Source organism: Devosia soli (genome assembly GCF_000970455.1).
In the GTDB taxonomy this organism is placed as follows: domain Bacteria; phylum Pseudomonadota; class Alphaproteobacteria; order Rhizobiales; family Devosiaceae; genus Devosia; species Devosia soli.
Map to the genome: position 1 here is coordinate 60,869 of NZ_LAJG01000021.1, position 18,525 is coordinate 79,393.

19 protein-coding genes and 1 tRNA gene are annotated in these 18,525 nt (G+C 62.3%); 14 read left to right on the forward strand and 6 right to left on the reverse strand.

Going from position 1 to position 18,525, the window contains the following annotated elements; all coding sequences use genetic code 11:
• The first annotated feature begins 212 nt into the window (after window positions 1–212).
• From VW35_RS09300 to VW35_RS09310, 3 genes are all read left to right on the forward strand, one after another.
• Window positions 213–1,133 (forward strand): LysR family transcriptional regulator, encoded by a 921-nt coding sequence (locus tag VW35_RS09300; protein WP_046142783.1) that lies wholly within the window; start codon window positions 213–215, stop codon window positions 1,131–1,133.
• 39 nt (window positions 1,134–1,172) lie between these two features.
• Window positions 1,173–4,091: an FAD-binding and (Fe-S)-binding domain-containing protein gene (locus VW35_RS09305; protein WP_052951615.1), complete on the forward strand. Its 2,919-nt coding sequence runs from the start codon at window positions 1,173–1,175 to the stop codon at window positions 4,089–4,091.
• Window positions 4,092–4,350: 259 nt separating this feature from the next.
• Window positions 4,351–5,049, forward strand: a complete 699-nt coding sequence (locus VW35_RS09310) for a PadR family transcriptional regulator (RefSeq protein ID WP_052951616.1) — start codon at window positions 4,351–4,353, stop codon at window positions 5,047–5,049.
• A gap of 175 nt (window positions 5,050–5,224) precedes the next feature.
• Here VW35_RS09310 and VW35_RS09315 read toward each other — a convergent pair whose 3' ends face one another.
• A complete protein-coding gene (locus VW35_RS09315; protein WP_052951617.1) occupies window positions 5,225–5,905 on the reverse strand; it encodes a TetR/AcrR family transcriptional regulator in 681 nt (226 codons plus the stop codon).
• Between the two features lie 277 nt (window positions 5,906–6,182).
• On the opposite strand from VW35_RS09315, the gene VW35_RS09320 reads away from it, so the two are divergent.
• The 3 genes from VW35_RS09320 to VW35_RS09330 all read left to right on the forward strand — a co-directional run bounded on the left by VW35_RS09320 (window position 6,183) and on the right by VW35_RS09330 (window position 9,497).
• Complete coding sequence (locus VW35_RS09320) at window positions 6,183–7,334, forward strand: Gfo/Idh/MocA family protein (RefSeq protein ID WP_046142784.1); 1,152 nt, start codon at window positions 6,183–6,185, stop codon at window positions 7,332–7,334.
• 172 nt (window positions 7,335–7,506) lie between these two features.
• A complete protein-coding gene (locus VW35_RS09325; RefSeq protein ID WP_046142785.1) occupies window positions 7,507–8,676 on the forward strand; it encodes a dihydrodipicolinate synthase family protein in 1,170 nt (389 codons plus the stop codon).
• A complete protein-coding gene (locus VW35_RS09330) occupies window positions 8,673–9,497 on the forward strand; it encodes a sugar phosphate isomerase/epimerase family protein (RefSeq protein ID WP_046142786.1) in 825 nt (274 codons plus the stop codon). The genes VW35_RS09325 and VW35_RS09330 overlap by 4 nt, the downstream gene beginning before the upstream one ends.
• A 52-nt stretch (window positions 9,498–9,549) precedes the next feature.
• Here the strand turns inward: VW35_RS09330 and VW35_RS09335 are convergent, their stop codons facing one another.
• The 3 genes from VW35_RS09335 to VW35_RS09345 all read right to left on the reverse strand — a co-directional run bounded on the left by VW35_RS09335 (window position 9,550) and on the right by VW35_RS09345 (window position 12,386).
• Entirely contained in the window at window positions 9,550–9,936 is a 387-nt protein-coding gene (locus VW35_RS09335) for a hypothetical protein (protein ID WP_046142787.1), read from the reverse strand.
• Between the two features lie 206 nt (window positions 9,937–10,142).
• A complete protein-coding gene (locus tag VW35_RS09340; protein ID WP_046142788.1) occupies window positions 10,143–11,342 on the reverse strand; it encodes a class I SAM-dependent RNA methyltransferase in 1,200 nt (399 codons plus the stop codon).
• Between the two features lie 54 nt (window positions 11,343–11,396).
• On the reverse strand, window positions 11,397–12,386 hold the full coding sequence (locus VW35_RS09345) for a complex I NDUFA9 subunit family protein (RefSeq protein WP_046142789.1): 990 nt from the start codon (window positions 12,384–12,386) through the stop codon (window positions 11,397–11,399).
• 145 nt (window positions 12,387–12,531) lie between these two features.
• Here VW35_RS09345 and VW35_RS09350 point away from each other — a divergent pair, with 145 nt between their 5' ends.
• The 3 genes from VW35_RS09350 (at window position 12,532) to VW35_RS09360 (ending at window position 13,404) form a co-directional block, all read left to right on the forward strand.
• Window positions 12,532–12,894: a GFA family protein gene (locus VW35_RS09350; protein ID WP_046142790.1), complete on the forward strand. Its 363-nt coding sequence runs from the start codon at window positions 12,532–12,534 to the stop codon at window positions 12,892–12,894.
• Window positions 12,895–12,950: 56 nt separating this feature from the next.
• A tRNA-Leu gene (locus VW35_RS09355) sits at window positions 12,951–13,035 on the forward strand.
• Window positions 13,036–13,197: 162 nt separating this feature from the next.
• Complete coding sequence (locus VW35_RS09360; RefSeq protein ID WP_046142791.1) at window positions 13,198–13,404, forward strand: CsbD family protein; 207 nt, start codon at window positions 13,198–13,200, stop codon at window positions 13,402–13,404.
• A 125-nt stretch (window positions 13,405–13,529) separates the two neighbouring features.
• On the opposite strand, the gene lnt is transcribed toward VW35_RS09360, so the two are convergent.
• Entirely contained in the window at window positions 13,530–15,161 is a 1,632-nt protein-coding gene (gene lnt, locus VW35_RS09365; protein WP_046142792.1) for an apolipoprotein N-acyltransferase, read from the reverse strand.
• Between the two features lie 265 nt (window positions 15,162–15,426).
• Between lnt and tsaB the strand changes: the two genes are divergently transcribed.
• The 5 genes from tsaB to VW35_RS09390 all read left to right on the forward strand — a co-directional run bounded on the left by tsaB (window position 15,427) and on the right by VW35_RS09390 (window position 18,149).
• On the forward strand, window positions 15,427–16,029 hold the full coding sequence (gene tsaB / locus VW35_RS21550; RefSeq protein ID WP_052951618.1) for a tRNA (adenosine(37)-N6)-threonylcarbamoyltransferase complex dimerization subunit type 1 TsaB: 603 nt from the start codon (window positions 15,427–15,429) through the stop codon (window positions 16,027–16,029).
• Complete coding sequence (rimI, locus tag VW35_RS09375; protein WP_046142793.1) at window positions 16,029–16,508, forward strand: ribosomal protein S18-alanine N-acetyltransferase; 480 nt, start codon at window positions 16,029–16,031, stop codon at window positions 16,506–16,508. The genes tsaB and rimI overlap by 1 nt, the downstream gene beginning before the upstream one ends.
• Before the next feature lie 93 nt (window positions 16,509–16,601).
• Window positions 16,602–17,003 (forward strand): Fur family transcriptional regulator, encoded by a 402-nt coding sequence (locus VW35_RS09380; protein ID WP_083982664.1) that lies wholly within the window; start codon window positions 16,602–16,604, stop codon window positions 17,001–17,003.
• Window positions 17,000–17,809, forward strand: a complete 810-nt coding sequence (locus VW35_RS09385) for a lysophospholipid acyltransferase family protein (RefSeq protein WP_052951619.1) — start codon at window positions 17,000–17,002, stop codon at window positions 17,807–17,809. Before VW35_RS09380 ends, VW35_RS09385 begins: the two co-directional genes overlap by 4 nt.
• 79 nt (window positions 17,810–17,888) lie before the next feature.
• Window positions 17,889–18,149: a hypothetical protein gene (locus VW35_RS09390; RefSeq protein WP_046142795.1), complete on the forward strand. Its 261-nt coding sequence runs from the start codon at window positions 17,889–17,891 to the stop codon at window positions 18,147–18,149.
• On the opposite strand, the gene VW35_RS09395 is transcribed toward VW35_RS09390, so the two are convergent.
• The gene (locus VW35_RS09395; protein ID WP_046142796.1) at window positions 18,146–18,403 is read right to left on the reverse strand and encodes a hypothetical protein; all 258 of its coding nucleotides are present in this window, start codon (window positions 18,401–18,403) and stop codon (window positions 18,146–18,148) included. The genes VW35_RS09390 and VW35_RS09395 overlap by 4 nt on opposite strands.
• Window positions 18,404–18,525: the final 122 nt, after the last annotated feature.

The window sequence follows — 18,525 nt, forward strand, 5'->3', positions numbered from 1 at the left end:
CAACTAGGCTTGTATGGAAGATTTTCGAGCGGCGATCGGCTTGGGTCTGACGCAATGTCTTGTCTGCTCGCTGTCCTCCCCGTTTCCGGCGCATCAACGCGCTGGATCGGTTTTCATTGTTGAGCCCGAGAGTGGCGTAAAAAGCTCTCTTGGAAAACTACGAAATTGCCCGGCATATTATAGAAGAAATCTATAGCCCGATTGGAGCGTCCATGGACAAGATGCTGACCCAGTTCCTCGCCGTTGCCGATGCGGGCTCGCTGAGCGCTGCGGCGACCAAGCTCCTCATCACGCAGCCGACGCTGACCTTTAATATGCGCAAGCTTGAAGAAAGCATCGGCGCTCCGCTCTTCGAACGGTCTTCCCGCGGCGTCCGGCTCACCCGCTACGGCGAAACGCTTTATGAAAACGCGCGCCTGATGAACCGGCTCTACGACAACACCCTTACCGCCATCGCCGACCAGCAGCGCGGCACCGAGCGGGGTCTCACTGTCGGCTCGGGCTATTCGTGGTGGACGATGTTCCTCAAGGATCTCGTCACCGCCTATCAGCGTGAATTTCCCAAGGCGCCGGTCCAGGTTAGCCTCGGCAATCAGCTCCGCCTCCTCGACCAGATGCTGTCGGGCGATATATCAATTTTTCTTGCGCACGAAATCGATGGGCTGAGCCCCGGCATCGGCACCGACTTCATTCCGCTTAGCCGCGTCTATAATGCGCATTTCGTTCGGGCGGGCCATCCGCTCCTCGGGAAGCCGCGCAGCCGTGCGGAAATCGAGGATTTTCCGCAGATCATCAGCTCGCTCGCCGAAAGCCGCCACGAGCGGTTTTTCGATATTTCGCGGCGCCGCATTCGCGTCGAAACCGTCTTCGACCGCACCCATTTCGCCTTTCGCTCCAATTCCCTCGCCGCCTGCGTCGATTATGCGCTCGCAACCGACGCCGTTCTCACCCACACCCACGTGATGCGCGACGATTTTATGCAGCGGGGCCTGGTGGAGGTCGACCAGGCCGACACGCCACGTGGCTTTCTCGCCGGTATCTACGTGCTCAGGGAGCGACGGGGCGAGGAGCGGATCGAGGATCTCCTCGCGCGCATTAGCGCCGCCGCTATTGCCGTGCTGCCGCCGCTCTAATCTCTCGCAAGGCGTCAACTGACATGTTAGCGTTACCCCATGCAGCAAGCCGTTCAGTATTCGACCCAGCCCAAGGCCCAGACCCCCGATCGCCTCGCGGCTGGTGAACGTGTCGCCGCCCGCCTCAAGGGCGTGGTCAAAGGCGCCATCCATACCGATCCACTGATGACCTACGCCTGGAGCGGCGATGCCAGTTCCTATCGGCTGATCCCGGCCGTCGTGGTCTTCGTCAATTCCGAGGATGATGTCCGCGCCGTTTTCAGGGCCGCGCGCGCGGAGGGTCTGCCCGTCACCTTCCGCGCTGCCGGCACCTCGCTCTCGGGCCAGGCCGTCACCGATGGCGTCCTCGCTGTCTTGGGCGATGGCTGGCGCAAGCTTGACATCCATCCCGGCGCCGAAAAGATCACCCTCGGCCCCGCCATCATCGTCGCCGAAGCCAACAGGGCCCTTAAACCCTACGACAAGAAGATCGGTCCCGATCCGGCCTCGCAGGCCACCTGCAAGATCGGTGGCGTCGTCAATAACAACTCCTCGGGCATGTGCTGCGGTGTGGCGCAAAACACCTATCACACCATGGCCCGCCTCCGGATCGTCCTCACCGACGGCACCATGCTCGATTCAGGCGATGCCGCCAGCCGCGACGCCTTTCGCGTTTCGCACGCTAGCATGCTGCGCGCCCTCGATGACCTTCACCACGAGATCATGGCCGATAGCGAACTGGTCGCGCTGATCCGTCATAAATACCGGATCAAGAACACCGTCGGCTATTCGCTCAATGCCCTCGTCGATTATCACGACCCGCTCGATATCCTCATCCACCTCATGGTCGGGTCCGAAGGCACGCTGGGCTTCGTCTCGGAAGTCACCTACAACACCGTCCCCGAACATCCCTTCAAGGCCACTGGCCTTATCCCCTTCCCCGATCCGCAATCGGCTGGCCGCGCCATCATCGAAATGGCCAATGGCGGCGTCCAGGTCACGACCGGGGTCACCGCCGCCGAATATATCGAGCGCCGCGCTCTGACGACGGTCGAGCACCTGCCCCCGATGCAGCCGCTTCTCCCTTGGCTCGGCACGGATTCTCCCGCCGTCCTCATCGACGTCACCGCCCCTGACGCGGAAACGCTCGCCATCGAGGTCGCAAAGACGCAAGAGCTGCTGGCCCGCCACGGCGCCACCCATATCGATCTCTCGACCGACGAACATCGCAGCCACGCCCTCTGGGATATTCGAAAGGGCTTTTTCACTTCGGCCGGTGCCGCCCGCCCCAAGGGCTCGATCATGCTGACCGAAGACGTCGCCGCCCCCATCGAGCGCCTTGCTGAATTCGTCGTCGATCTGCGCACCATGCTTGACGATCACGGCTATACCGACGCCGTCATTTTCGGTCACGCGCTCGCCGGCAATCTTCACTTCCAGATGGGCGACGATTTTTCCAAGCCTGGCGCTGCCGAAAAATTCGACATCTTCAACCAGGCCCTCAGCACCCTCGTCTCCGGGCGCTATGGCGGCTCGCTCAAGGCCGAGCACGGCACCGGCCGCGCCATCGCGCCCTTCGTCGAGGCCGAGTGGGGGTCTGCAGCCTATGCGATCATGCATCGCATCAAGGCCCTGTTCGATCCCGAGCGCCTCCTCAATCCCGGCGTGCTTCTCAACGACGACCCAAAGATCCACGTCAAGAACCTCAAACTCATGCCGCTGGCGGACGAGGTCGTCGATCTCTGCATCGAATGCGGGTTTTGCGAACCTGCCTGCCCCAGCCACCATATGACGCTGACCCCGCGCCAGCGCATCGCCGTCACCCGCGAACGCGCCCGCCTCCGCGCCTCTGGCGAAGACGCGGCGCGCCTCGAAAAACTCGACGCCGATTTCCAATATGCCGGCATGGACACCTGCGCCGCCTGTAATCTCTGCTCGCTCCGCTGCCCCGTCGGCATCGAAACCGGCACGATGATTCTCGGCGAGCGCGCCCGCCGCCGTGGCGCAACGGCCCAATCCGTCGCCCGCTTTGCCGCAGATCATCGCGGCACGGTTGAAAGGTTCATGCGCGGAGGCGTGGCAATTGCCGATGCCGCCCGCACCATCATTCCCGCGCCTGCAATCGAAGCGGTCACCGAAACCGCACGCCGCCTGACCAACAAACATGTGCCTCGCGTTTCCCGCGCCCTCCACCACGGCCCCGGCGCCCCAAAGCCGACGGAAACCCGCCAGCATCCAAAGAAAACCGGCTTTCCCGTGCCGATTACCCAGACCGGCCGGCCTTCGGTCGTGTATTTCCCTGCCTGCCCCAGCCGCATGTTCGGCGCGCCCAAAACCGAGCACGATCTCCTCGACACGCCCGCCGCCATGGTCGCCCTACTCGAGCGCGCCGGCTTCGACGTCATCGTGCCCGAGCACCTGACCGGCCAATGCTGCGGACAGCCGTTCCAGTCCAAGGGTTTTCCCGAGCAAGCCGCCGAAGTCGGCAAGGCCCTCAAATCCGAACTGTCCTCCCTCTCCGACGCCGGTCGCCTCAAAATCGTGACCGACGCCTCGACCTGCGCAAAACACCTGCGCGAGTTCCCCGGCGATGCTGCCGTGTCCGACTCCCCGCAATTCCTCCTCGCCGAAATCCTGCCGCGCCTCACCATCACTCAAAAACTCGACAGCGTCGCGGTCCACCACAACTGCTCCGCCCAGCGCCTCGCCGAGCAGCCCGCCACTGAAACCCTAGCCGGTGCCTGCGCCGACGAGATCGCCGTCCTCTCCTCGATCAATTGCTGCGGCTACTCGGGCGACAAGGGCCTCTTCATCCCCGAACTCAATGCCCACGCGACCCGCCGCATCCACAATGACATCCCGGCCAACTGCAGCCTCGGCATCTCTACCGTCTCCACCTGCGCCTCCGGCCTCACCGAACATGCCGGCGTGCCGTTCGTGAGCCTCGCAAGCCTTTTGGAATGGGCTAGCCGGCCCTAAGGCGAAACGGTCTGCCGATCACCCCCTCCCAACCTCCCCCATCAAGGGGGGGTGCCGCATCGCGTTTGTGGCACAAATTTCACCCAATCACCGGCAGATACCTCCCCCTAGATGGGGGAGGCTAGGAGGGGGTGTGTTCCGTTACGCACCAAATCCCGAACACCCCGCTTATAAAACTTTCATAAGATATATCTTGAAACCCCGCCGCCTCGCGCCAATCTCACTTTCACAGGCTTTGAAAACATATCGGAGACACATCATGTCCAACTGGCGTAATGGTGAACCCAACTGGCGGCGCTTCGAGCAGATGGCCCGCCGCGGCTGGGGCAAATTCCAGCAAAATCTCGGCGATGAAGACCTCGGCCAATGGGGCGGCAATTTCCGCGTCGGCCGCATGCTCGCCTCGGGCGACGTTCGTCTTGTCGCGCTCTATCTGATCGAGCAGCAACCGCGGCACGGCTATGACCTGATCAAGGCCATCGAAGAGCGCTCGAACGGCGTTTATTCCCCGAGCCCCGGCATCGTCTATCCGGCCCTGACCTATCTCGAGGAAGCCGGCTATGTGACGTCCTCCGCCGAGGGCAATAAGAAGCTCTATACGATCACCGACGAAGGCCGCACGCATCTCGGTGAAAACCGCGAAGCCGTCGCCTCGACCCTCGATTTCCTTGCGCGCACTGGCGAGCAGTTCAACCGATTTCGCGAGTTCGTTCGTGCCGATTGGCCCTTTGGCGGGCGCCCCGGCGAAGGCCACGAGCCACCGCATGCACGTCATCACCATGAGGATCGTCCGCTCCGCGATGCGGTTCCCGAACTCGACGAGGCCCGCAAGGCCCTCAAGGGCGCCATCAAGAAAGCCCGCCACGGCTCCGAAGACCAGCAGCGCCGCGCCGCCGAAATCTTGCGCCGCGCCGCAGCCGAGGTCGAAGGCCTGGGTGAGGACGACGTGGATCTCTAGGCTCTGACGCCGAACCGTCAGTAGTCCTCCGACCTTGCGTGCACCGTCATTGCCCGGCTCGTCCGGGCAATCCATCTCGCCTCCGCATGGACCACCCGGACAAACCGGGTGGTGATGGCGTTAAAATTCTATCCGACTATCGCGACCAAAGTGCTCGGGTAGCCATAGGTCGGTACTACGCTCCCGGCTTCGCCCGCAGATAATCGAGCACCATCTGCACCGCATGCGCTTCGCGCTCCTGCACCATCCCGACGCTCGAGAGGTCCCGCTCGAAGATCACCGACAGCGTCGCCGTGTTCGACACGTAGAAAAATCCCAGCGCCGCAACGGAAATATAGAGCTGCACCGGATCGACATCGCGTCGGAACAGCCCTTCCTGGTTTCCCCGCTCGATGATCGCCGCAATCTGTCCCACGAGCGGAGAATGCAGCGCCTTGATATCGGGCAGCGTCTTCAAAAAACGCGCATTCTCGATGTTTTCCGTGCCCAGCAGGCGCGGAAACCAGGGATTGGCCAGAAAATGCCGGAAGGTGAAGCGCACCAGCCGGTCCATGGCCTGGATCGGATCATATTGATCAAGGCTCAGCGCCCGCTCGCCCCGGCGAATTTCCTGGTAGGCGTCGAGCAACACGGCCCGGTAGAGATCTTCCTTGTTGCCAAAATAGTGGTAAAGCAGCCGCTTGTTGGCGCCGGCGCGTTCCGCGATCGCATCGACCCGCGCCCCTTCAAAACCCCGATCGGCAAACTCGACGCGCGCTGCCGCAAGGATCGACGCCTTGGTCTTGGCCGAGTTGCGCGTCCGCTTGCGTACGATCTCGGGCTCGGCGTCCGGTTCGGCAATCTTGATCTCTGACACGCGGCAGCCTCATTGCACCCGAGAAGGGATTATCGGCAGGCCGATAGCAGCTTGCGCCCCCGCCGGTAAAGCGCAGGCGTAGCCTTGTGGCGCCCTCCTCCTCAAGTCGACGCCTTTTGGGGGAGTCTCCGCCGGGCGGCAGAGCCTGTCAAGCATAAGTAACCTTCCGGTGCCTTTCGCATGCCACGGCCAAACACTTGCGTGCTTGACGCAACGGCCAAAGCGTCTGTATCTAAGTAACCAGTCAGTTACACCGCACAAGCGGCCGGAGGAGAAAATGGCGGATCAACGCATCGGCATCATCATGCATGGCGTCACGGGGCGCATGGGCTACAACCAGCATCTGGTGCGCTCCATTCTCGCCATTCGCGATTCTGGTGGCATTGCGCTCAAGAACGGCGATCGTCTCGTTGTCGATCCGATCATCGTTGGCCGCGACCGCGACAAGATCGAGCGCCTCGCCAAGAAGCACAATATTGCGCGCTGGGGCACCGATCTCGATGCCGCCCTGGCCGATCCCGATGACACCATCTTCTTCGATGCCGGCACGACGCTGATGCGCGCTGGCCTCCTCGAACGGGCCCTTGCTGCCGGCAAGCACGTCTATTGCGAAAAGCCGACTTCGGACGATCTCGACGTCGCCGTCAATCTCGCCAAGACCGCCCGCGCCTCGGGCCTCAAGCATGGCGTCGTGCAGGACAAGCTCTTCCTGCCGGGCCTCATGAAAATCAAGATGCTGAAAGATTCCGGCTTCTTTGGCGATATTTTGTCAGTTCGCGGCGAATTTGGTTATTGGGTCTTCGAAGGCGACTGGCAGAAGGCGCAGCGCCCCTCGTGGAACTATCGCAAGGCCGATGGCGGCGGCATCATTCTCGATATGCTCTGCCACTGGCGCTATGTGCTCGATAACCTCTTCGGCGAGGTCAAAGCCGTCTCCTGCTTAGGGGCCACCCACATTCCGAGCCGCGTCGATGAAAACGGCAACCGCTTCAAGGCAGATACCGATGACGCCGCTTACGCAACCTTCGAACTCGAAGGCGGCGTGATCGCCCAGATCAATTCGAGCTGGACCACCCGCGTCCGCCGCGACGATCTCGTCACCTTCCATGTCGATGGCACCCATGGCTCGGCCGTTGCGGGCCTCCACAAATGCTGGACCCAGCACCGCGTCAATACGCCGAAACCGGTCTGGAATCCGGATCAGCCGCAGACCATGAACTTCTTCAACGATTGGGAAGAAGTCCCGGACAATTGGCCCGCCGACAACGGTTTTAAGGTCCAGTGGGAAATGTTCCTCAAGCATGTGGCCGAAGACGCGCCATGGCCCTATGGCCTCGAAGCCGGCGCCAAGGGCGTCCAGCTCGCCGAGCTTGGTTTGAAGAGCTGGGCCGAGCGCCGCTGGCTCGACGTCCCGAAGCTGGAATTTTAAGGGTCTAAAACCCTTTCCATCCCACCCACCGATGTCACCCCGGCGAAAGCCGGGGCCCATCTCCCGCAGATTGAGGGGCCATGATGGATCGGTATATGAAACCATCTCAGGATGGATCCCGGCCTTTGACGGGGTGACATCCGAGTGCGCGAAGGCTGTGAGGGGAAAACCCATGCCGACCATCAACCTGCCCAATCCCGACCGCTCGATCACGCCCTACACCCTGAGCGGCGACCCAATCCCCTTCGTCAAATTCAAGGCGACCGACTTTCCGCGCATTGCCTATTCGGCCGCCCACGTTGTCGCCGACCCGCTTGCGATCCATGATCCCTGGCTGAGCCCGGCTATCGATTGGGATACGACGCTGAAATTCCGCCACCGCATGTGGGATCTCGGCCTCGGCGTTGCCGAAGCCATGGATACCGCCCAGCGCGGCATGGGCCTAACCTGGACCGAAGCGCAGGAACTGATCCGCCGCTCGCAGGCTGAAGCGCGTACCCGCGACGATGCCCTCATCGCCTATGGCGCCGGCACCGATCACCTCGCCCCCGGCCCTGATGTCACCATCGACGACATTTTGCGCGCCTATGACGAACAGGTCGGTTTCGTCGAGGCCCAGGGCGGCCGCGTCATCCTCATGGCCAGCCGCGCCCTCGCAGCATCAGCCAAATCGCCCGACGATTACGCCCGCGTCTATGGCCATGTTCTTTCTCAAGTCAAACAGCCCGTCATCATGCATTGGCTGGGCGAAATGTTCGATCCGGCGCTCCAGGGCTATTGGGGCGATATCGACCACGACAAGGCCATGGACACCTGCCTCGACGTCATCGCGGCCAATGCCGATAAGGTCGACGGCATCAAGATTTCCCTCCTCTCCGCCGAGAAGGAAATCGCCATGCGCCGCCGCCTGCCGGCCAACGTGAAGATGTATACCGGCGACGACTTCAACTACGCCGAACTCATCGCCGGTGACGATCAGGGCTATTCTCACGCCCTCCTCGGCATTTTCGACGCCATTGCCCCGGCCGCCTCTGCCGGTCTCGCCGCCCTCGGCGAAGGCAATACCCAAAAGTTCTTCGACATTCTCGAACCCACGGTTCCGCTCAGCCGCCACATCTTCGCGGCCCCGACGCGCTTTTATAAAACTGGCGTCGTCTTCCTCGCCTATCTCAATGGCCTGCAGGATCATTTCCAGATGATCGGCGGCCAGCAGTCGACCCGCTCGGTCCAGCATCTTTCAGAGCTTTTCCGCCTTGCCGACAAGGCCCGGGTTCTGGCTGATCCGGAATTGGCAACGGCACGCATGAAGGCGGTCCTGCAGGTGAATGGAGTGCCGGCATGACCGAACGGAAAACCTCGCTCAATCTCGCCACGACCCGCCAGCAATGGGATTTTGCCGAAGCCGTCGATGGGTGCCTACGCGCCGGCATCACTGCCATCTCGCCCTGGCGCGACCAGATCGCCGCAATCGGCCTTGATGAAGCCGCGCGCATCGTGCGCGACAACAAGCTACAGGTGACCGGCGTCTGTCGCGGTGGCATGTTCCCCGCCGAAACGGCCGATGGCCGCCAAAAGCAGATCGACGACAATCTTCGCGCCATAGACGAAGCCGCCGCGCTCAATGCCGATTGCCTCGTCCTCGTCGTCGGTGGCCTGCCTGGGTCCTCAAAAGACCTTCCCGGCGCCCGCAAGATGGTCAGCGACGGCATCGCCGCCATGCTGCCCCATGCCCGCGCATCTGGCGTCAAGATCGCCATCGAGCCGCTGCACCCGATGTATGCGGCGGACCGCGCCTGCGTGAACACGATCGATCAGGCCCTCGATATCTGTGAAGACCTCGGGGAAACCGTGGGCGTCGCCATCGACGTCTACCATGTCTGGTGGGACCCGAACCTGGCCCAGGCCATCGCTCGCGCGGGCCGCATGAAGCGCATCTTTGCCCACCACATCTGCGATTGGCTCGTCCCCACAAAAGATATGCTGCTTGATCGCGGCATGATGGGCGATGGCGTCATTGACCTGCCCGCCATCCGCAGGATGATCGAAGATGCCGGTTTCTTCGGCCCGCAGGAAGTCGAGATCTTTTCTCAGGACAATTGGTGGAAGCGCCCCGGCGACGAAGTCTTGGCCGTCATCAAGGACCGCGTCGCAACGGTCTGCTAAAACAAAAAGCCCCGGTTTCCCGGGGCTTTCTATTGTAACCTCAGAAAGGCTCTCACGAGACCTTGTTGTAGGTCAGGGTCTGGCAGAGGATGCCGCCCTGGCAACCGGTGATGGTCAGGGTGTTTTCGTCCTTGACCTCGACGATTGCCTTGGCGTTGCCGCCATTAAGAGCAATCTGGCCTTCCCACTTGTTGGGAGCGGTCTGATCGGCCGAAACGACCTGCTGGTTCACAAAGGCGAGGTTCTCTTCGGTGCGGGAATTGCCCTGCACGTCATTGAGAACACCGCAAAGCTGGGTGCCGTCACCGCAGGTCGAAAATGTGAAGGTCGTACCCCACTTGTCTTTCCAGACGCCATCAGGCGAAGCAGCGTCTTGGGCAAAGGCCGGAGCGGCCAGGGCAGCGAGGGCAATAGAAGTGGCTACAAATGCCTTGAACATGGTAGTTCTCCGCAGAAAAATTACAGGCATGGCCGCGCCATGCCGGGTGGCTTTGGAAAGTTGTTATGCCAAGCAAACGTGGCAAGCTTCGGGTCGGTTGCAGCTTGCCCAAATTTGTGAACGGCTTAGCGCCGGCTCTCAAACAAGTGAACGAAGCTAATGCCCCGGGAGAGCTTAAAAAATCGCGGCGAATACCAGCGAAAATGTTAAGCCGTGCGCGAAAACGTCGCCGCGATTTCGATGTGGTTGGACCAGGCGAACTGATCGAACGCCATCAGGTTTGACACGGAAAAGCCACCTTTGATGAGGCTCGCAGCGTCCCGCGCAAAGGTTTTTGGATCGCAGGCGACCATGACGACGCGCTTTAGTTTGGAGGCGACGATTTCCTTGACCTGGGCCTCGCATCCCGCCCGCGGCGGATCGAGCACGACGCAGTCGTAATCGAGCTCAAACCGCGTCAGCGGATCGCGAAACAGGTCGCGGGCCCGCACCGATACGGCCTTGAGACCCTTGGCATGCCGCGCCGCCTTTTCGAGCGCCACGGTCGCCGGCTTGTCGCTGTCCGCGGCAAAAACGCTCGCCTTTTCGGCAAGCCGCAGGGCGAAGGGTCCGACGCCGCAGAAAAGATCGGCCACCGATTTGGCCTTGCCCACCGCCTCGATGACGTAATCGGCCAGAGCAGCCTCCGCCGCAGCCGTTGCCTGGAGAAAGCTGCCGACCGGCAGTTCGACGCTAGCGCGCCCCATGCTCACGCGCGGCGCCTGCGCGAGAAAAACCATTTCCTTGTGCAGCGCGAGCCGCGCCAGTCCAAGACTATTGGCAAGCGGCACCAGCCGGTCGGCGCGCACATCCTTGCTTTCGGGCCGCAACACAACGTCGATCCCAGTCTCGGTGGCGGTAAAGCCGATATCGCACGGCCCCACCACGACCCCGATCGCATGGGCAATGGCCGGCGCCCGCTTCAAGCCCGGCGCCAGTATGGGACACGCCGCAATATCGAGAAGATCGTGGCTTCGCAGCCGCATATAGCCGGCGGCATCCCGCCGCGCATGGAGCGTTGCCCGGCGCCGGCCTTCGCCATGCGCCTCGACCATGCGCTCGACCTTTGCCTCGATGCCGAGATGCCGGAGCGGGGTTTCGACGAGCCCGATCTTGAAGGCGCGATAGATGTCGGGCCCCATATGCTGGAGCTGGCAGCCGCCACAGGCGCCGAAATAGGGACAGAACGGCTCGATGCGGTCGGGAGAAGCGGTCTCGACCGCCACGAGCCGGGCCCGCTCGGCCGTTTCCTCGACCGCGACCGTCTCGCCCGGCAGGGCAAAGGGCACGAAAATCTTGCGATCCCCGCTTTGGGCGATCCCTTCGCCCTTTTGGCCGAGACCGGTGATGGTAAGGCTTTCGCTCATGACGCACCGCCGCTGCCAGCGGCGATTGGCTCATTGCCGCCCATGCGCGCTGTCTCAGGCAGCGACCGAACCCGTGTGGTCGTCGCGGTCGAACTGACCGTGCTTGCGGAAGCGCCACATATATTCGGGCAGCACCGTGTCCATCGAGGTCGGCTCGATGCCGAAGGCGGCGAAGGTACGCTTGTCCTTGATCGCTTCGGGCGAAACGATGTTGTCCACGCCGAGCAGCTCGACCTGGTCCGCGGTGATCACGGGCGGGATCGGCAAGAGGCTCGAGGGCAGCGCGAAAAGCTTGGCAATGCCGGGAGGCAAGGGCAGCAGCGGGCGCTTGCGGCCGGTTTCGCGCAGGATGCGCTCCATCAATTGCTTATTGGTCTCGATATCCGGGCCGCCAAGCTCATAGACCTTGCCGGTCTTGACCTTGCCCTCAGCTGCCGCAACGATCGCCTCGGCCACATCGCCGACATGGACAGGCTGGAAGCGCGTATCGCCCGAAATCAGCGGCATCACCGGCAACATGCGGGCGAGCCCACCCATCTTGTTGAAGAACCCGTCGCCATGGCCGAACATCAGCGAGGGGCGCAGGATGACGGCAGTCGGGAAGGCCTCGAGCACGTCCTGTTCGCCGGCAAGCTTGGTGCGCGCATAGTCGCTGACATCGGCTGCCTTATCGACACCAAGCGCTGACACATGAACAAGCGCACCGACGCCGGCGGCCTTAGCCGCGCGCGCGACAAGGGCTGCGCCTTCGTGATTGATGGTCGAAAAAGTCTGCTTGCCGCCTTCGGTGCCGATGGCCGCCAGATTGATGACGATGTCGGCGCCGGAAACGGCGCGATGGACCGAGGCCTCATTGCGCAGATTGGCCTGGATCGGCACGATTTGGCCGACCCCGCCGAGCATGCGCGCTTCACCGGCAAGGTCGGGACGGCGCACCGCGATGCGCACGCGGTAGCCGGCCCGCGCCAGGGCCTGGGTGACATGCTTGCCCAGAAAGCCCGAGCCGCCAAAGACAGTGACGAGTTTTGGCGAAAAGCGATCCATGTCGAGGGCTCCGGCAAGGCGAGAGGTCAAGAGTTTGGAATGCTTCTATCCCAGCCGAGCCGCCGCTGTCGAGGGCATGATGCGCAGCGGACACCTTGACTCACCCCTCGATTTGTTCTTGTTTCGTTCGACAAGGAGAACCATCATGGCTGAAAAGCGTGCTCATCATGGGCAGTGTCATTGCGGCGCCGTCCGCTTCACCGCAAATACCGATCTCGCCAATCTGGGGGATTGCAACTGTTCGCGCTGCCGGCGTCTGGGCTGGGTCATGCAGTCCATTCCCGAGGCCGATTTCGTGCTCGAAGCCGGCGCCGACCAGCTGACGACCTATCGGTTCAATACCGAGATGATCGATCATCTCTTTTGCAAGACCTGCGGCATCGAGAGCTTTGCCCGCGGCAGCGATGGCAAGGGCAACACCATGTATATGATCAACGTCAATTGCCTCGATACACCACCCAGGATCGACCGCGACGCCATCAAGCATTGGGATGGGGCAAACTTCTAAAATCCCGCATAAGCCCGTTGACTTTAATAGGTCTGGGCCCTAGTTACTCGCCCGTCGCCCAGATGGCGGAATTGGTAGACGCGCACGGTTCAGGTCCGTGTGCCGCAAGGCGTGAAGGTTCGAGTCCTTTTCTGGGCACCAATTTTGCAAAAAAGCCCCGTGACTTCGGTCCGGGGCTTTTTTGATTTCCGGCCGTTCTTTCCATATGCGCACGTTCACATCTTGCTGCGTCAAACCGTCCTCTCCGGAACTATCCCTTGATGTTGCGGGTTACCCTGTCACACCAAGACAAGGAGATCCGAAATGGACTGGAACCGCGTTGAAGGTAACTGGAAGCAGGTCTCGGGCAAGGTCAAGGAACAGTGGGGCAAGCTCACTGACGATGATCTGACCCAGATCAATGGCAAGCGCGAACAGCTCGAAGGCAAGATCCAGGAGCGCTACGGCAAGGCCAAGGACGATGTCCGCAAGGACGTTGACACCTGGTACGACCGTCAGACCTGGAACTGATTACTTCGTTCCTGACGTTTGCACGAAAGACCCCGGCTTGCCGGGGTTTTTTTGTGTTTTGGGCTTTTGGAATGGGGGCTGATGAGCGGTGAAGGCGCAACATTGCCAAGGCGTCCTTGGAACGCCTATTCGGGCATGCGGCGCCGTCCGCGCCGCGAGGCCACGAATCCGATCAGGATGCCAGCGATAATGGCGATCGCCAGCGGATAGTGCCGCAGTTGTGCAAAGATGGTCGGCGGAAGCCGCTGGTCGGGGCGTACATCGAGCGCCGCCATTTGCCCCGGCGCCAGCTGGGCCGTGATGCGGCCGAGGGGGTCGGTGGCAAAAGTCAGCCCGGTATTGGCTGCGCGCAACACGCTCATCCCCTCTTCCACCGCGCGCAGCCGGACATGATGCGCATGCTGGGCCGGGCCGATCGAGCCGTCGAACCAGGCATCGTTGGTGATATTGAGGATGAACTGGGCGTTCTGCACGTCGCCGAGATCGCCGGAAAAAATCGCTTCATAGCAGATCACGGCCAGCATGGCCGGGGTGCCCGGCAGCGCCATCAGCCGCCGGCGTTCGTCGCCATGCGACCACCCCGCCGAGCCCGGTACGAACTGCTTTATCCCAAGACGAGAAAAGAAGTCTTGGAAGGGGAGGAACTCGCCGAACGGCACGAGATGCGATTTGTCATAGCTGGCGATGATCTCGCCATTGGTGTTGATCGCCACCAGCGAATTATAGGGCGCACCCTGCGGCACTTCCCCATCGAGCCCGAACATCTGCCGCGGCACGCCGGCCAGCAGGGTCGTGTTTTCAGGCAGCATGCGCGCGATCCGCGCCAGGGCATCGGGATAGGTTTCAAGAAAGAACGGCACGCTCGATTCGGGCCAGACGAGATGGGTAATATCCCCAAGCCCCTGGTCGGCGGGGTCCATGCGCATATCCGACAGCATCAACAGCCGGTCGATCAAGGCGACCGGATCGACATTGCCGAAATCGGCATGCTCGTAGACCATGGGCTGCACCAGACGGAATGCCACGTCCTGCCGCTCGGTCGCCGCCGTCCCGGCCAGCCGGTTCCAGCCATAGGCCAATTGCCCGGCGATGACGGCCATGGCGACAAAAAAGGGAAAGAGCCGCCGGCTCATCGGCCGATCGTCCGCCGGCCAGATAAGGGCGGGCGTCATGGCGAGCAGCGGCGCGAGGAAAGTCAGCCCATAGACTCCGATGACCGAGGCAAGCTGCATCATTTCTTCGGTGCCGGTCAGCGAATAGCCCAGAAGATCGAACGGAAAGCCGGAGAGCACATGGCCACGCAGAAATTCGGCCAGGGCCAGGAAGGAGGACAGCGTGACGATCCGCGCCGCGCCATGGCTCCAGAAGAGATGGGCGAAGGCGCTCGCAAAACCCCAGAAGATCGCGATCAGCGCCGCAAGCGCCGCGATCGCAAGGGGCATGGCGCCGAGCACCCAGCCGCCATCGACGAAAAACGCAGCCCCGAGCCAATGGAAGGCCACAAGGAAATAGCCCCAGCCAAAGGCAAAGCCGATGGTGAAGGCGGGCCCGAAAATTCGGCGCCACCAGGCGCGGCGCCGCTCGGCGCCATCAAGCGCCCAGACCCAGACCGGCATGGCGAAAAACAACGCGGGCAGGATGAAAAACGGCGGCACGGACAACCCGGCCACGGCCCCCGCCCCGGCCAGCAGGCAAAAGCGTCGCCAGCCTTGGCTGAGCATGGTGGTCTGGGCCAGCCAGGTGACGGGCTGGATCATTTTTGGGGTACAAACGAATCACGGCACATGGCCGGCAAGGTCGCCCCCAGGCGGTGGAGCGTCAAGGCAGTGGACTCGGTGGGTGCGGAGGGCTAGGAGAGCGCCAAATGCCGGCACGATCACCGCGCCCCCTACTCCCTCGTGCGAGAAGGTGCCCAAAGGGCGGACGAGAGGTATTGAGCCGGCCGCAGGCAAGATCGCCGCGGTGGAGCGTTTTCAGGAAGGCCATGAGGGCTTGCCCGACTGGCATAACAAGAGGCCCCAAATGCCCGTCACCCTCGCCATAGACACCGCCGCCCCCCGCCTGCAGCTGGCCCTCCTCCGCGCCGATGGCCACGTGGATGTGAGCGTCGACGACATCGCTACCGGTCACGCCGAAATTCTCTTTGACCGCATGGCCGCGCTTCTTGACCGCAACGCCCTGACCCATGCCGATGTCGCACGCATTGCCGTTACCACCGGCCCTGGTTCATTTACCGGGCTGCGCATCGGCCTTTCGGCGGCGCGCGGACTTGGTCTTGCGCGCAAGCTGCCGGTGCTCGGCATTCCGAGCCTCCTCGCCCTTTCCCTCAGCATGCCCTCCGGCCCCGTTATCGTGCTCCTCGATGCCCGCCGCGGCGAAGCTTACTTTCAGGCTTTTTCGGCTCCCGGCATTTCCGAAACCGAACCCAGGCTCTTGCCCATCGAGCAAGCGCGCGCCCACGTCACCCCCGGTACCGCGCTGATCGAATCCCCCTTCGTCGACCCCGCCGCCATGGTCCGCTTCGCGGCCGGCGCTGACCCCGCGCTTTATCCCCCGCATGCCGCCTATATCCGCGACGCCGATGCCAAGCCGCAGGATGCGTCCCGCGTGCCGAGGCGCATCTGATGGACAAGCTCTGGATGGCCCCGCAGGGCCTGCATATCGAACCAGCCGAAAACGGTGATGCGCCGCGGCTTGCCCAAATCCATGACCAGGGCTTTTTCCGCGGTTGGCCGGCAGCCGATTTCGTTGCTTTCCTCGAAGATCGCATGACCCCGATCTATGTCGCTTGTGATGCCAAGCGGCGCATTGCCGGCTTTGCCGTCATTCGCCTCGTGGCCGATGAAAGCGAGCTCCTCACCATTGCCGTCGACCCCAAGTGGCGCGGCAAGGGAGTTGGTCGGGCCCTGCTCGATGCCGTCTTTGCCGATCTCATGCTGTCGCCGGCCAAAAAGATGTTTCTCGAGGTCGACGAGCAAAACAGCCCCGCCGTGCGCCTTTATAAAAAGCTCGGCTTTGCCACCATTTCTGCGCGAAAAGGCTATTATCCCCGACCCGATGGCAGCGCCGCCACCGCGCTTGTCATGGCGCGCGATCTTGGTTAACCGAAGCGATCCCTCAAGGCCCAGGCAAGGAGACGAGACTTGACCAAGGCACAGTCCGAACCGACCCTGGAAGAATCCTGCGTCCTGCGCGGCATGCGCATGACCGACCAACGCCGCGTCATCGCGCGCGTGATCGAGGAAAGCTCCGATCACCCCGATGTCGAAGAGCTTTATCGCCGCGCCGCCACGATCGATCCGCGCATTTCGCTTTCGACCGTCTACCGCACCGTAAACCTTTTCGAAGAAGCGGGGCTCATCACCAAGCACGATTTCAAGGATGGGCGCGCGCGCTTCGAACTCATCCCGGATGAGCATCACGATCACCTCATCGATATCCGCTCGGGCAAGGTGATCGAATTCCGCAACGAGGAAATCGAGGCCATCCAGGAGGTGATCGCCAAACGCCTCGGCTACCGGCTGGTCGATCATCGTCTCGAACTCTATGCCGTGCCTCTCCTCGACAAGGCGGCCAGCAAGGAACCGTCCGGCAAATGATCCGCCGCAGCCTCTTTTTCATCTTCCTTTTCGTGCCATTCCTCGTCGTCGTCATCCCCGCCCAGGCGGTGATCAACGCGCTCAGGCTGCCGATCTGGCCGGTACTGCCGCAGCTCTTTCACAAGATGGGCTGCCTCTTTCTCGGGCTCCGCGTCACCAAGATCGGCGAGCCTGCCACGGGCCGTCCGACGCTGCTCGTGTCCAACCACATTTCCTGGACCGACATCGTCGCCATTGGTTCGGTGGCGCCGGTGACCTTCGTTGCCAAGCAGGAAGTCGGCAAGTGGCCGTTCGTGGGCATGATGGCGGATCTGCAAAAAACCATCTATGTCGATCGCACCCGCCGCTCCGGCACCGGCCGCACCGCCGAGGCCATGGGCAGGCACATGGCGAGCGGCAATGCCGTGGTGCTCTTTGCCGAGGGTCAGTCCGATATCGGCACCCATGTCCTGCCGTTCCGCTCGGCGCTGGTGGGGGCGGCACAGCATGCGATGGAAGCGGCCGGCGCGACCGAAGTGAACATCCAGCCCCTCACCATCGCCTATACCAAACTCCAGGGCCTGCCCGTCAGCCGCAACGAACGCTCGCTGATCGCCTGGATCAAGTCCAAGTCGGTCAAGCAGAACATCCGGGGGATTCTCTCTGGTCCCATCAAGGACGTCACCGTCGCCTTCGGCACACCCCAGGTCCTCGCCCATGGCGCCGATCGCAAGGCCATCACCAAGGCGGCCGAAAACGAAGTGCGCCAGATGCTCGTCGCGCTCAATCGCGGCCTGCCGCTGCCGAAGACATTTGTAAAACTTTAACCATTAAGCCTAATCGGGGTTCTCGCTTCGAGCTTAACCCTTCATTAGCTATGTTGCCTCCCAAGCAAAGGAGGCCGTCATGAGCTGGGAAATCGTCGCAATCTCCGTGATCGCCGCCATGACGGTGATCTGGTTCATCTGGTCCGATCGCCGCGCCCGCGCCAGTGATCTCAACCACCGCGCCCGGCATTTTGCCACCGCCCCCGCCTATCGCCATCGCAGCCCCGGCGCCAACGCTCCGGCGCCCCAGGCCTATGTGCCGATGGGGCTGTCCCCATCGGATCGCATGTTTCTCGAGGCCCTGGCGCAAAACGCCAAGACCAAGACCGACGCCTCCTAGGGCACGGTGGGATCGAGCTGGGCGCGCACCCGCCCGACGATCTTTGCTGCTTTCAGCATCAGCGCCAGGTCGATATCGGCATCGTCCATGCCCGCTTCCCGTTCGATCCAGGCGGGGATCAGCAATTCGTGCCGCTGCTCGCGCCCATCGATGGTTTCGGTCAGCACCGCCTTGACCTTGCCGGTCACACGATTTTCAAGGTGCGGGTGATCCTGGCGTTCGGCCAGGGCGATATCGATCAGTTCAAGACTCATATTCTGGCTCCGGGGAGCCCCCGGGCGCCAGACTGCCCCCGGGTGGTTCACGATGGGTTAATGCCGCTCGCGCTCCATGGTTTCTCCACAGACGCGGATGGAAAATCCCTGTTGCGCAAATG

Excerpts from the sequence above, each read along its gene's own strand:
- VW35_RS09300 (WP_046142783.1), top strand. The coding sequence starts at position 213 with ATGGACAAGATGCTGACCCAGTTCCTCGCCGTTGCCGATGCGGGCTCG.
- VW35_RS09305 (WP_052951615.1), top strand. The coding sequence starts at position 1,173 with ATGCAGCAAGCCGTTCAGTATTCGACCCAGCCCAAGGCCCAGACCCCC.
- VW35_RS09310 (WP_052951616.1), top strand. The coding sequence starts at position 4,351 with ATGTCCAACTGGCGTAATGGTGAACCCAACTGGCGGCGCTTCGAGCAG.
- VW35_RS09320 (WP_046142784.1), top strand. The coding sequence starts at position 6,183 with ATGGCGGATCAACGCATCGGCATCATCATGCATGGCGTCACGGGGCGC.
- VW35_RS09325 (WP_046142785.1), top strand. The coding sequence starts at position 7,507 with ATGCCGACCATCAACCTGCCCAATCCCGACCGCTCGATCACGCCCTAC.
- VW35_RS09330 (WP_046142786.1), top strand. The coding sequence starts at position 8,673 with ATGACCGAACGGAAAACCTCGCTCAATCTCGCCACGACCCGCCAGCAA.
- VW35_RS09335 (WP_046142787.1), bottom strand. The coding sequence starts at position 9,936 with ATGTTCAAGGCATTTGTAGCCACTTCTATTGCCCTCGCTGCCCTGGCC.
- VW35_RS09340 (WP_046142788.1), bottom strand. The coding sequence starts at position 11,342 with ATGAGCGAAAGCCTTACCATCACCGGTCTCGGCCAAAAGGGCGAAGGG.
- VW35_RS09345 (WP_046142789.1), bottom strand. The coding sequence starts at position 12,386 with ATGGATCGCTTTTCGCCAAAACTCGTCACTGTCTTTGGCGGCTCGGGC.
- VW35_RS09350 (WP_046142790.1), top strand. The coding sequence starts at position 12,532 with ATGGCTGAAAAGCGTGCTCATCATGGGCAGTGTCATTGCGGCGCCGTC.
- VW35_RS09360 (WP_046142791.1), top strand. The coding sequence starts at position 13,198 with ATGGACTGGAACCGCGTTGAAGGTAACTGGAAGCAGGTCTCGGGCAAG.
- lnt (WP_046142792.1), bottom strand. The coding sequence starts at position 15,161 with ATGATCCAGCCCGTCACCTGGCTGGCCCAGACCACCATGCTCAGCCAA.
- tsaB (WP_052951618.1), top strand. The coding sequence starts at position 15,427 with ATGCCCGTCACCCTCGCCATAGACACCGCCGCCCCCCGCCTGCAGCTG.
- rimI (WP_046142793.1), top strand. The coding sequence starts at position 16,029 with ATGGACAAGCTCTGGATGGCCCCGCAGGGCCTGCATATCGAACCAGCC.
- VW35_RS09380 (WP_083982664.1), top strand. The coding sequence starts at position 16,602 with ATGCGCATGACCGACCAACGCCGCGTCATCGCGCGCGTGATCGAGGAA.
- VW35_RS09385 (WP_052951619.1), top strand. The coding sequence starts at position 17,000 with ATGATCCGCCGCAGCCTCTTTTTCATCTTCCTTTTCGTGCCATTCCTC.
- VW35_RS09390 (WP_046142795.1), top strand. The coding sequence starts at position 17,889 with ATGAGCTGGGAAATCGTCGCAATCTCCGTGATCGCCGCCATGACGGTG.
- VW35_RS09395 (WP_046142796.1), bottom strand. The coding sequence starts at position 18,403 with ATGAGTCTTGAACTGATCGATATCGCCCTGGCCGAACGCCAGGATCAC.